Origin of the sequence: Paenibacillus sp. A3 (assembly GCF_001399685.1) — a bacterium.
Lineage (GTDB): Bacteria > Bacillota > Bacilli > Paenibacillales > NBRC-103111 > Paenibacillus_G.
Genome location: NZ_JTHN01000033.1, coordinates 1 through 12,473, shown reverse-complemented (window position 1 = coordinate 12,473; position 12,473 = coordinate 1). Strand labels below are relative to the sequence as shown.

Annotated in this window: 10 protein-coding genes; 7 read left to right on the top strand and 3 right to left on the bottom strand. The window is 53.1% G+C overall.

The genetic code is table 11. The features are described from left to right. Together QJ48_RS38530 and QJ48_RS36650 are read right to left on the bottom strand one after the other, a co-directional pair. On the bottom strand, window positions 1-230 hold a 230-nt coding region (locus tag QJ48_RS38530; RefSeq protein WP_054972541.1), incomplete at its 3' end, for a hypothetical protein. A 513-nt stretch (window positions 231-743) separates the two neighbouring features. Continuing rightward, a complete protein-coding gene (locus QJ48_RS36650; RefSeq protein ID WP_157261516.1) occupies window positions 744-947 on the bottom strand; it encodes a hypothetical protein in 204 nt (67 codons plus the stop codon). Between the two features lie 1,169 nt (window positions 948-2,116). On the opposite strand from QJ48_RS36650, the gene QJ48_RS37330 reads away from it, so the two are divergent. Genes QJ48_RS37330 through QJ48_RS04940 form a run of 3 tightly spaced genes read left to right on the top strand, consistent with a single transcriptional unit; the run spans window position 2,117 to window position 4,933 of the window. Beyond that, window positions 2,117-3,358, top strand: coding sequence for a sensor histidine kinase (locus QJ48_RS37330; RefSeq protein ID WP_237762813.1), 1,242 nt, complete (start codon window positions 2,117-2,119; stop codon window positions 3,356-3,358). Next, window positions 3,355-3,981: a response regulator transcription factor gene (locus QJ48_RS04945; protein ID WP_054972538.1), complete on the top strand. Its 627-nt coding sequence runs from the start codon at window positions 3,355-3,357 to the stop codon at window positions 3,979-3,981. The genes QJ48_RS37330 and QJ48_RS04945 overlap by 4 nt, the downstream gene beginning before the upstream one ends. 34 nt (window positions 3,982-4,015) lie before the next feature. Beyond that, the gene (locus tag QJ48_RS04940; protein ID WP_157261515.1) at window positions 4,016-4,933 is read left to right on the top strand and encodes a polyprenyl synthetase family protein; all 918 of its coding nucleotides are present in this window, start codon (window positions 4,016-4,018) and stop codon (window positions 4,931-4,933) included. Window positions 4,934-5,106: 173 nt separating this feature from the next. Here QJ48_RS04940 and QJ48_RS04935 read toward each other — a convergent pair whose 3' ends face one another. Then, window positions 5,107-5,562 (bottom strand): general stress protein, encoded by a 456-nt coding sequence (locus tag QJ48_RS04935; RefSeq protein WP_054972536.1) that lies wholly within the window; start codon window positions 5,560-5,562, stop codon window positions 5,107-5,109. A gap of 258 nt (window positions 5,563-5,820) precedes the next feature. Between QJ48_RS04935 and QJ48_RS04930 the strand changes: the two genes are divergently transcribed. From QJ48_RS04930 to QJ48_RS04915, 4 genes are all read left to right on the top strand, one after another. Next, complete coding sequence (locus QJ48_RS04930; RefSeq protein ID WP_054972535.1) at window positions 5,821-6,978, top strand: PP2C family protein-serine/threonine phosphatase; 1,158 nt, start codon at window positions 5,821-5,823, stop codon at window positions 6,976-6,978. Window positions 6,979-7,045: 67 nt separating this feature from the next. Continuing rightward, on the top strand, window positions 7,046-10,696 hold the full coding sequence (locus tag QJ48_RS04925) for a response regulator (protein ID WP_054972534.1): 3,651 nt from the start codon (window positions 7,046-7,048) through the stop codon (window positions 10,694-10,696). Continuing rightward, a complete protein-coding gene (locus QJ48_RS04920) occupies window positions 10,693-11,613 on the top strand; it encodes a protein-glutamate O-methyltransferase CheR (RefSeq protein ID WP_237762812.1) in 921 nt (306 codons plus the stop codon). Before QJ48_RS04925 ends, QJ48_RS04920 begins: the two co-directional genes overlap by 4 nt. 12 nt (window positions 11,614-11,625) lie before the next feature. Then, window positions 11,626-12,473, top strand: an 848-nt coding sequence (locus tag QJ48_RS04915) for a PleD family two-component system response regulator (RefSeq protein WP_054972533.1), incomplete at its 3' end; no start/stop codon positions are given.

The following is a 12,473-nucleotide window of genomic DNA, read 5'->3' as shown; positions in this document are numbered from 1 at the left end:
GCCTGATGGGGCACTAGTTCACTTAAGATGAGTCTTCTAGATTTGGTTACGATACTTTTCAAGATAGTCGCATCTACAAAATCCAAAGAGGCAAAAGTGTCTTTAACGCCCTTTAGTTGAGCGTAGGACTTTAATAGCTCAGTTCTTGAAATATCCGTAATTACAATCTTCTGTTGAATTAAATCATGCAACATCCTAAAGCAGATAAGTTCCTCGCCGTCAACGCTCATGACCAGTGTCCCATCCTTAAATTCTTCAATTTCCTAAATTTCCTCTTCAGAAAAGCAGGTAGTGGTCTTGTTCATGGGTTCACCTCATTATTAACAAAGGAATAAAGTGGGAACTATTTTTTTCTTTTAAAAAAAGCATACCAGAAAAATAATATTATAAATATTACCAATAAGGATACAGTCAAGTAATCATTGTCTGTTACTATCCAAATTAATCCCAGAACATTCCACCCAATTAAAGAAGTTACAGCTTCTTTATGAGAAAATCTTGATAAAATAAACCTCATTTTAAGATAGAGGAGAAGATTAAAGATAACAAATAATACAACATAAAACATAGTTAGCTGCTCCCCTCCCTTTACTATTATAAGGGCAGATCATTGCATTTATGCTTTTCATATTAATGAAATTGTCGCATTTTATCGAAATAATGCACAAAATTTAAAAAGAGATTGTATACTAGGAAAGACCTAATATACAATCTCTTATTGATTTGGTAAAATAATACTTGACCTAGTCCCAAGGAACGTGTTTAGGCTCATTTTGTTCTTGTAAATTCATTCTTGAAGATTGCTTAAACGTTTTGATAACCGCACGAGATTCCGAAGCATATAATGTAGAATTTTTTAAGGAAGGGATTGCATTTTTTTCTAGATCGTTATTCTTCAATACATGCACGACATTATGCAACTGCGGAGTTAACCGGATGGTAAGCATGTAGGATATCCCCCTTATTATAAGACAAAATTACTAGAAACAGTATATCAAGAAAGTTTAATTAAAGTAAGTATTTGGGGGGGAACTTTATGAAAAATAAACTTTTAGTTTGGACAATTTTGTCGATTTTCGTCGTGATCCAGATTTGGTGCTCCTTCATAATGTTTAAATATCCTTATATTGGGATTTACCTTACATTAAATCAACAAAATGAATGGGTTATTGGAGAATTAGCCGAAGAAGAGGTAAATAAAAGGCTTGAGGTTAGAGTTGGCGATGTCATTAAAGAGGTGGATGGAAAGGACCCTAATCAAGTACCGACCATTTATAAATGGAGAGTGATAGAGCAAGCCCATAAGTTGGTTATATCAAGAGACGGGATTGCACACGAAGTTACCGTGGAGAGCAACAGTTCTATCAATTACGACATGATTCCTTTGGCAGAGGAAGGGTTGTGTCTCTTTTTGGCTGTCCTGCTCTTTTGGAAGATGCGTCATTCTTCATCGGCTCAGTTATTGGGAGTTGTTTTTTTTACTTGTGCTATTATTTATTTAAGTCGCGGTGCTTCTGTACGGGGAGATGCTGTTGGGAAGATTTTGATTACTAGCTTTATGACTGTACTGCCTATCGTCTTTTACCATTTTCTTATTGTCTTTTTTAAGGAAAAAGGAGGGGTACAGTTACCATCAAGGATTTTAAAATACTTATACACACTGGCGGTAATTGGTTTTGGAATAAGGCTCATGTACTTCTATCCTCCAATGGCCTATCCGATTTATCAATATAACGGTTCAATTACCTTAAGCTTTTTCATAGTTGGTTTTGTATTAAATATAGGACTCTTAACGTATCTTTATTTTAAAGTACGGCGAGAAAAATCTTACCTGGCGAGTATTGTAAAAAGTGTATGGTTTTCTTTATTTGTATCGTTTTTGCCGGTAATCTGTTTCTCTTTTATTCCAGAATTGATTACGAGATCTAGAGTGATAGATGCCGTCTATACAAGCTGGTTTATCTTATTTTTCCCTATGTCATTCGCATACCTGATTGCTTCGAACCAGCTATATGATATCGGCTTAGTGCTCCGTCGTTTTGCTTTTGCAGTTATGCTTGCGATTGCACCGTCTGCTATTTTTACGGGTAGTTACGCTTTCTTATTTAAAGGCTTGGTGGATGCAAGAGAAATTATTTTTATTTTATTCGGCTCTGTCTTCATGCTGTCCACGGTCATGTACTCGGCCGAATATTTCACAACGAGACTGGAACGCTTCCTGTTCCCGAGGAAGTATGTGCTACAGACGGCGCTGAAGAAAATTGCCAAGAGTTTGGGTGCCATTTCCAGCTTCCGAGACCTGAAAGAAATTGTCCTCGTGGACATCGTCAAGACGCTCCAGGTAAGGGGCGGTGCGATCGTGTTCCAGTACGAGAACGATACCGAGATCATTGACGAAGGCGAGATCGATACGGCGGAGATCAAGGAGATGATCCGCTCATCGACTTGGCTCAACCATCCGATATACACCTGTATCGAGATTAATCGTCATGAAGAATACGCCAGCTACCTCGTCATTACGAGCAACAAAGCGAACACCTTGCTGGGTAAGGAAGAGGTTCAGTGGCTTCACTTGATTACTTCCTACCTGGAAGTCAGTCTGGAGAATGTCCACTTGATCCGCAAGCTGACAGCGAAGATGCAGCTGCTGGCGGCGCAGTTGCCCGACGAGCAATCGGCGCAGGACATTCAATGGTTCCGCAAAATCATGTTCGAGCTGCAAGAGGAAGAACGGCTCCGGATTGCCGCCGATCTTCACGATACGACGATGCAGGATCTGTTTTTCCTCAAGCGGAGATTCGTTTCGCTGCTGGACAAGTATGCGATGAACAAGGAAGACAAGGAGCATTTGAACAACATTATCAATTTCGTTGAGATGATCAACAACAGTCTGCGGCAAAGCTGCTTCGAATTGAACCCGTTTCTGCTGAAGGAGATCGGGCTGATCGAAACCGTAAGGACGTATCTGGACAAGGAAGCGTACCATACGCCGTTCGAAATCGAGTTCAAGGAAGAGGGCGCCTCTTCGATCGAGTCGAAGGATTTGACGACAAAAAGGCATATTTTCCGCATTATCCAGGAGTTGCTTAACAATGCGAAGAAGCATTCGCAGGCTTCGAAAGTATCTTTTGCCATGACAGTGAAGGATCACAGGTTCTGCCTGACTTATGAAGACGACGGCGTCGGGTTTGACAGCACGCAAGTACCTCGCATGGAGATTGGAGCATCTGGGATGGGAGTGGAGCAAATGAGAGGTCGTATCTTGCATTTGAACGGAAAGCTGGAGTGCGATTCGCGGCAGGGCGCCGGTGTGAAGTTCTTTATTACGATTCCGGTCCGGGAGGTGATGTCCGTATGAACGAAACGGTCAAAGCTCTCGTGATTGATGATCATCCTCTCGTTGCCCATGCGACGAAGGAATTATTGGAGGACACGGACTGCATTGAAGTGGTCGGCATTGCCAGCAGCGCCGAGGAAGGCCTGGAGCAGATCAAGAAGCACCAGCCGGGGCTCGTTTTTCTGGATTACCAGCTTCCCGATCTGTCGGGGACCGATGTCGCGGCGCAAATCAAGAAGGAATATCCGCACATTCATATTGTGATTTTTACCGGTCACGACTTGACGGGGGCGATGAATCGGCTTATCGAGCTGAAAGTTAGCGGCGTGCTTTCGAAGGAATCCAGCATCAGAACGATCAAGAACATGGTGAACTGCATTCTGGACAACCATACGATGCTGCCGCTGTCGCTGTATCACCAGATTCAATTGAGCGGTTCGCCTTCGTATGAAGACTTGAACGATGAAGAAGTGATGATGATGGGCATGGTCGTCAAAGGGGCTACGCACGATCAGATTGCCGATCACATCCATATGAGCAAGCGTACCGTCGATAATTACCTGCGCCGAATCTACGACAAGCTGGGCGCGAAGTCGAGAATGGAAGCGATGGAGAAATTTATTAAGAGCAGGCATTATACATAGCCACTATACATGGACAATCAGGGGGACGGGCGGATTGGATCGGGACACAGTAGAGCATATGTACCGGATGGTAGACGATCATGTGGGCGCGGAGGATCTCAATGCTTTGCTCAAAGCGTTCATCGAGGAGAAGGCGCAGGAACAAGGGTCGTGGTCGAGCATTACGCGCTGCACCCATGAGATGCTGGGAGGAGCTTCGCCGCATATCGACCGGTTGGCCGCGGCGACGGAATTGATTCTTCTCTGCTTCGATATCGTCGACGACCTGCAGGACCAGGATCACGAGAGCAAGCCATGGATGCAGTGTCCGCCGGCGGTGGCGTTAAATGCGGTGCTCGCCCTACTGACGGGATTCGTCGGAGAGCTCGGCCAATGCGGAGTGACCGGGCGTTCGCTTTATGAGATCAGCAAGATGCTGTCCCGATCGGTCAGCGGACAGCATAAGGACGTCACGAATCAGGTGGTATCTGAGGTCGACGATTATCTCACAATGATTCAGGAGAAATCCGGGTCCCTGTTCCGGTTCGCTTGTCTGATGGGGTACTGTCTGACGGATTGCAGCGAAGAGACGATGGAGCGGATCGACGATCTGGCGGATTGCGTCGGGATGATTCACCAGATCCAGAACGATCTGAAGGACATCGCCCAATTCGATGTGAAGAGCGATTTGCTGCTTCGCAAGCGGACGCTGCCTGTACTGTATCTGCTCAATGTAGATAGCGAAGCGTTTCGCCCGGTGAAGGACTATTATGAAGGAAAAATCACCGCAGACGCTCTTGTACAGGATAAGGAGCAGTATATGCGGCTGATCGTGGATTCCGGCTGCATCGAATATACCAAGATCGTGCAGTCCGTATGCGTTCAAAAAGCAGAAGAGCTATGGACCGTTCTTCAGGTCCGGTCCCCGTGGAAAGAAAAGTTCCGGGAGCTCACGTATGCCGCTTTTGCCTAGCGGCCTGCCTATTCACCTGACTAAAAAAGATAAAGAAGCACCTTGAGACCCGCAAAAGGATCGAGGTGCTTTTTGGTTTGGGCGGAAACGTACAGTGCCCGTCGGCCCCGGTCAGGGACGGCTTGCCTCAAGCAGGGGGAGCTTCAGGCCTTCCGTGACAGCCGACAAGCGCTCTACACGGTGCCGCCCGGGCCGCCTGGACCCGACATGTATATGCCGCCCATCGGAGGAATTGCCACGTCCTCAGGGTGCTCGCGGCGGCGGGCGAGATCTTCGTCCGTCCGCTCGAAGGTGCGGGTATCGTCCTCGTACCAGACGAGCACCATGATGCGCCCCTTGTCCAGCTCCTTCTCGTACCGCTCCGCCTCCAGCGCGGAGATGCCGAGCGATTCCATCTTCGCCCGGAGCTGATCGCCGCGGGAGCGGAACAGGTTGGCGAAAGCGGTCGCCATCCCTTCCTCCATCACGCCGATCGTATTCGTATCGGTCAGGCGGCTGAGCCCTACGGTCCGGTCGTCGTCATGCGCCAGCACATAGATTTCATTTAGGGAATGGCCTTCCTCACGAAAGCCCCGAATGGCGCGGATGGCGTACTCTTCACCTTCTACCAGCTTCACTTTTGTCCTCATGAGTCGTCCCTCCTCGAATCGGTTCAGATCATGCGTCCGGACTTCGCCGGGCATGTCTGCCATGGAGTTGGCCAGCCGTCCGGATCGGTCCGGCTTATGCTTCATTAACCCGGATTTTTCGTGCCGAAACAATCCTCGGGCTGATTCAAACGTTCCGTTTTCGGTTAATTAAGCTTAAAAAAAAGCTATAATGGTAAGAACGGACCTTTGCCATCGAGGGCAAAGGATGCACACGGACAAGGGAGAGACGAATAAGGTATGAACATTGCCATCGTGGACGACAACCCGGTCAATCTCATTGTGATCGAAAAAATATTGAAAAGCGCAGGATACGACTCGTTCTGGAAAGCCTCTTCGGCGGTGGAAATGATGCAGCGGCTCACCGAGTATGCGGACGGAGGCAAGGTGCCGGTCGACTTGATCCTGATGGATATGATGATGCCGGAGATGGACGGGATCGAAGCGTGCCGCCGCATTCAGCAGGATGAGCGCTTGAAGGATATTCCGGTGATTATCGTGACGGCGCTCGGCGATTCCAACAAGCTGGCGGAGGCGATGGAGGCCGGGGCGATGGATTACGTGATGAAGCCGGTGAACAAAATCGAGCTGATCGCGCGGATTCGTTCGGCGCTGCGCCTCAAATACGAGAAGGATTGGCACAAGGAGAACGATGCCCGTATCCGCGAGGAGCTGGAGCTGGCCAGACAAGTGCAGGGCAGCGTGCTCAGTCCGCCCCTCAAGAAGGACCGGCTGGAAATCAGCGCCGCGTATTACCCGTCGTTCGAGCTGGCGGGTGATTTTTACGCATGGTACCGGATTGACGAGGACCGGCACGGCGTCATCATCCTGGACATTATGGGCCACGGGATTTCGTCTTCGCTGGTGTGCATGTTCATTTCCTCGGTCATGCAGGACACGATCACGCGCTTCGTCTCGCCGGAGTTCGTCGTGACGGAGCTGAACCGGTACATGAACCAGCTCAATCATAAAAATCCGTCGGTCAGCTATTATTTCACGGCGATTTATTTGCTGATCGATACCCGGACCAAGACGATCGAATACGTGAACGCGGGCCATCCGCCCGGTTTTCTTTTTGAAGAGGGAAAAGCGCCGGTGGCGCTTAATCAGGGAAGCTGCGCCGTCGGTTTTTTCGATCAGATGGAGATTACGAAGAGCATCTTCACCTATGAGCAGCCGATTCGCATCGCCTTGTATACGGATGGGCTGCTGGAGGCGCTGCCGCTGCCGGACGCTTACCCGGAGGATGCGGCGGAGTCGGATCTGCTGGCACTGCGTCTGCAAAGCTGCATTCATCAGGCGCCCAGCCCGGAATGCCTTGTGGAGACCCTGCTGCCGCAGGATGTGAGGGAGGCGCAGAGCGACGATATTTGCATGGTGTTGATCACTGCTACGTAGATGGTGTCGGCTACGCCTTATAGATCCTACAAGAGAGATAGAAAGGGACGGGAGAGAGAATGAACGGATGAAGATGAAGACGAAGCTGTTTATGGGATTCGGCATCCTGCTGGTGCTGATTTTTGCTTTGGCGGGCGTCGGCATGAACCGGCTGACGGGCACGGATTCCAGTATTAAGGAAATTTATGAAAATCGGTACCAGAAGGTGCGGATCAGTACGCAGGTGCGCAACGACGCGGCGGAGCTGGCCAAGGGCATCGTGAATTTGCTGTTGATCGACTCGGGCGACAGCGACAAGAAGAATGCCGAGGCGGTCAAGACGATCAGCGGCAAGGTCATGCAAGGCCTTCAGCAGATTGACAACTTTTCCAAGGAAGGGAAGGAACGGGAGCTGGCAGACGAAGTTCTGCTGCACGGCAAACGCTTCTTGGACTTTAAGGACCAGGTCGTCCGTCTGAACCAAAGCGGCAAGCAAGCGGAGGCCAACGCGCTTCGCACGAACGTGGGGATTGAGCTGCAGGATAATTTTACAAGCAGCATGGGCAATTTGACGAATTTTCATAATGAAGCGATGGATGTGGCTATCACCCAGGCGCTGAATGATAACCAACAGACGTTGACGTATACCGGGCTGCTGACGTTGGTTGGCTTGCTGCTGAGCGTGGCGATTGTGCTGTGGATCGTGCTCGGGTTTACCCGGGGCCTGAACATTCTTTCGGCGATGCTTACGAATTTTGCGAGCGGGAATTGGGGGGACGCGGCTTACCGTGTGCCTATTACGTCTAGTGATGAATTCGGCAGGCTTGCGGGTGTGTTCAACCGGTTGGCGGACGATCTGGAGCAAGCGACGGCGAGCGAGCGGGCGCTGCATAAAGTGAATGAAGACACGCTGTGGCTGCAAACCCGGATTGCACACATGTATGCGATGCTGGAGGATTCGCGGAAGGTCGAGGAGATGGCGCAAACGTTCATCGGAGAGCTGGCCCGGATCGTCGGCGCGCAGGACGGGGCGCTCTATGTGCTGAAGCAGACGCCGAACGGCAACAAGCTGGTGCTTGCCGGCACATACGCCCGTTCGGAAAGCACGGCCGCTGCCGAGCTTCCGCTCGGAGAAGGGCTCGTCGGGCAGTGCGCGAAGGACGGCAAGCCCATCACGGTAGAAGGCGTCGCCGGACAATACGGCGCGATCCGCTCCGCCTTCGGCGAGCTGGAGCCGCTGACCCTGACGGTGCAGCCGGTCGAATATGACGACGAAGTGATCGCGGTGTTCGAACTGGTGTCGCTGAAGACGTTCTCGGAGCTGGAGCAGAAGCTGATCAAGCAGACGAGCGAAAACTTGGGCGTGACATTGAACGCCTTAATGGGACGACTGAGGATCGAGGAGCTGCTGCGGATTCATCAGGCGCTGACCGACGAATTGCAGACACAGTCGGAAGAACTGCTGTCCCAGCAGGATGAGCTCAAGGCTTCCAACGAGAAGCTTGAGGAGCAGACGCGGGCGCTGCGGGCGTCGGAGGAGCAGCTGCAGCGGCAGCAGGAGGAGCTGGAGCAGAGCAATGACGCTCTGGTCCGCAAGACCGCGGAGCTGGAAGAGCAAGTCCGGGAGACGGAGGAGATCAACCGGCAGATCGAGCTGGCCAAGGAGAAGCTGGAGAAGCAGACGCTGGAGCTGGCGCTGGCTTCCAGGTACAAGTCGGAATTTCTGGCGAACATGTCGCACGAGCTGCGGACGCCGCTCAACAGCTTGCTGATCCTTTCCCAACTGCTGAAAGAGAACAAGGAGCGCAACTTGACGGGCAAGCAGGTAGAGTACGCCGAGACGATCTACTCGTCCGGCTGCGACTTGCTTAAGCTGATCGACGATGTGCTCGATTTGGCCAAGGTCGAATCCGGCCGCATGGAGCTGCATGAGGAGACGGTCTGCCTGCAGGAGACGGCCGAATCGATGAGAAAAGCGTTCGGACCGCTGGCCCGGTCCAAGGGGCTGTCCTTCGAGGTGGATTTCGGCGGTAAGACGCCGGGACAGATACGAACGGACAGCGGACGGCTGAAGCAAATTTTGAAAAATTTGCTGTCCAACGCCTTCAAGTTCACACATTCCGGGAGCGTTCGCCTCACCATACGGCAGCTCGCGGAACCTCGGCCGATGGTTGCCTTTGAGGTCGAGGATACGGGCATCGGGATTTCTCCCGATAAGCAGCAGCTGATCTTCGAAGCATTCCAACAGGCGGACGGAACAACGAGCCGCAAGTACGGCGGGACGGGACTCGGCCTCTCGATCAGCCGACAGCTGGCTTCGCTGCTCGGCGGAACGATTGAGCTGGAGAGCGAGGAGGGCCGCGGCAGCCGGTTTACGTTGTATTTGCCTCACAGCGGGCGACTGGCGTCCGGCGCGGCCGAAGCGGCGTCAGCCGCCATGCCGCCCTCGGAGGAGGCCACGGATAGGTGGCCGCTGCCTTCGCCGCTGTCGCTCGCACAAGCGGCCGAAAGCGGCGCAATGCCGGTGACTGCCTTCGCGGACGATCGCGACAGCATTGCGGAAGGCGACCGGGTGCTGCTGATTATCGAGGACGATGCGCATTTTGCCGCGATCCTGCTGGACATGGCAAGGAGCCGGGGCTTCAAGGCGGTCGTCGCGCTGCAGGGGGATAAGGGACTTCAGCTCGCCAAGACCCTTCAGCCGGATGCGATTCTGCTCGATATCCAGCTGCCGGTCATGGACGGCTGGTCCGTGCTCGTGCAGCTCAAGAACGACGCTTCCACCCGCCATATTCCGGTTCATGTCATTTCCGTCGTGGACGAGGTGCATCAGGGACTGTCGATGGGAGCGATCGCCTGGCTGCGCAAGCCGTCCGGCAAAGAGCATTTGGAGCAGGCGTTTACACATATTTTATCGTTCCTGAACCGCGACCTGCGCAATCTGCTCATTGTGGAACCGGACGAAGAGCAGCGCGAGAGCTTGGTGAACCTGATCGCTCATGACGACGTCCGAATTACGGCCGTCGCGGGCGGCGAGGAGGCGCTTGAGGTGCTGGCGGCGCAGCCGTTCGACTGCATGGTGCTCGATTACGGAATGACGGAGCCGTCCGTCTACGAACTGCTCGACCGGATCAAAGCGGACGAGGGGCTGCGGCGGCTGCCGATTGTGATTTATACCGGTAAGACGCTCGATAAGAAAGAGCAGCTGCGTTTGAAGAAATATGCGGAATCGATCATCATCAAGGATGTGAAGTCGCCGGAGCGGCTGCTTGACGAGACATCGCTGTTCCTGCACCGCGTCGAGGAGAACCTGCCGGAAGAGAAGCAGCAGGTGCTTCAGAAGCTGCACAGCATCGAAACGGTATTCAAAGACAAGAAGGTGCTGCTCGTCGACGACGACATCCGCAACGTGTTCGCGCTGTCCAATCTGCTCGAAGGCCTCGGCATGCAGGTGGCATTTGCCGAAACCGGCAGGCAGGCGCTCGATTCGCTGGACCGGGAGCCGGACTTCGATCTCGTGCTGATGGACATCATGATGCCGGAGATGGACGGCTACGAAGCGATGCGCGCCATCCGCGGCGACGAGCGATTCGACCGGCTGCCGATTATCGCCCTGACGGCCAAGGCGATGAAGGACGACCGTGAGAAATGCATTCAAGCCGGAGCCTCCGATTATATTACCAAGCCGGTTCATACCGAGCAGCTTCTCTCGCTTATGCGGGTGTGGTTGTACAAATGAGCGGCGGATTGTACGATCAAAAGTCCGGGGACTTGAGGGTGCTGCGCAAGCTCGGCTCCGTCTATTCGGAGGCGGACGGAGGCCGGGGCACCCGGGAAGAAGAGGAGCGGGAGCGCATCGAGATCGCTCTGCTGCTGGAGGGGCTGTACAGGCTGTACGGCTTCGACTTTCGCAATTACGCGTATCCGTCCGTCCGCCGGCGCATCTGGCACCGTATCTACGCGGAGCGGCTGCTCAGCGTATCCGGCCTGCAGGAGCGGGTGCTGCACGACCGGAGCTGCGCGGAGCGTCTGGTGGACGATCTGGTCATTCACGTAACCGAGATGTACCGGGACCCGAGCTTGTTCGCGGCGTTCCGGGAGCGGGTCGTGCCGCTGCTGCGGGAGTTGCCGTCCTTCCGCATCTGGCATGCGGGCTGTTCGACGGGGCAGGAAGTATACTCCACCGCCATTTTGCTGTACGAGGAAGGGCTGTACGACCGGGCGCGCATCTATGCGACCGACATAAACGAAGAAGTGCTGCATGTGGCGGAGCGCGCCGCTTACCCGCTCAAGAAAATGCAGGAATATACCAAAAATTACATGCTGTCCGGGGGCAAGGACGCGTTCTCAGGGTATTACGGCGCCTCCGGGAACGTGGCCGTATTTCATCCTTTTTTGCGTGAGCGGATCGTTTTTGCGCAGCATAACCTGGTGACGGACCGGTCGTTTAACGAGTTTCACGTCATCTTTTGCCGAAATGTCATGATTTATTTCGATTCGATCCTGCAAAACCATGCGCACGAACTGTTCTACGAAAGCTTATGCCCGCAGGGGATTCTCGTCTTGGGGCATAAGGAGTCGATCACGTTTACGAAGCATGCGGGGCATTACGAAACGCTGGATCCGCAGGAGAAAATATTTCGCAAGATCAAATGAGGTGGGGTTTGTATGGATGTGCCGATCCGCATCTTGCTGGTGGACGATCAGCCGGAGAACCTGCTTGCGCTTGAGGCGGTGCTGGAGGACCAGAACTATATTCTGGAGAAGGCGACCTCCGGGGAAGAGGCGCTGCGCTGTTTGCTCAGGCACGAATTCGCCGTCATCGTACTCGATGTACACATGCCGGGGATGGATGGGTTCGAGACGGCCCAGTGGGTCAAATCGCGCGAAAAAACGCGGGCGGTGCCGATCATCTTCATCACCGCGGCTCCGGACGAGCAGGACCAGGCGTTCACGGCGTATTCCGTCGGCGCGATCGATTATATCGTGAAGCCATTCGTGCCGCGCACGCTGAAGTCGAAGATCGAAGGGTTCGTCAGCATCTATTTGGCGCAAAAAAAGCTGCAGCAGCAAACCGAGCTGCTGAACGAGCGGACCCGGGAGCTGCAGCGGGCGAAGGAAGCGGCCGAGCAGGCGGCCATGGCCAAAGCGAATTTTCTGGCGATGATGAGCCACGAAATCCGGACCCCGCTGAACGGGGTCATCGCCATGGCCGATCTGCTCGTGGAGACAGACCTGAACGCCGAGCAGCGCGAGTACGTTGATACGATTCGTCGCAGCGGCGCCGCGCTGCTCTATGTCATCAACGATATTTTGGACTTATCCAAGATCGAGTCCGGCAAGATGGAGATCAAAGAAGAGCCGCTGAACCTGAGGACGAGCTTGATCGAAACGTACGAGGTGTTCCACGCCGAAAGCCGCAGCAAGTCGCTGGAGCTTACGTCCGACATCGATCGGGCGATCCCCGAATGCATCATCGGCGACGAATCGCGGCTGCGGCAGGTTCTGATCAACCT

Bases quoted from the DNA above. Each gene is read 5' to 3' on its own strand.
- QJ48_RS36650 (WP_157261516.1), bottom strand. From the start codon at position 947: ATGCTTACCATCCGGTTAACTCCGCAGTTGCATAATGTCGTGCATGTA.
- QJ48_RS04945 (WP_054972538.1), top strand. From the start codon at position 3,355: ATGAACGAAACGGTCAAAGCTCTCGTGATTGATGATCATCCTCTCGTT.
- QJ48_RS04935 (WP_054972536.1), bottom strand. From the start codon at position 5,562: ATGAGGACAAAAGTGAAGCTGGTAGAAGGTGAAGAGTACGCCATCCGC.
- QJ48_RS04930 (WP_054972535.1), top strand. From the start codon at position 5,821: ATGAACATTGCCATCGTGGACGACAACCCGGTCAATCTCATTGTGATC.
- QJ48_RS04925 (WP_054972534.1), top strand. From the start codon at position 7,046: ATGAAGATGAAGACGAAGCTGTTTATGGGATTCGGCATCCTGCTGGTG.
- QJ48_RS04920 (WP_237762812.1), top strand. From the start codon at position 10,693: ATGAGCGGCGGATTGTACGATCAAAAGTCCGGGGACTTGAGGGTGCTG.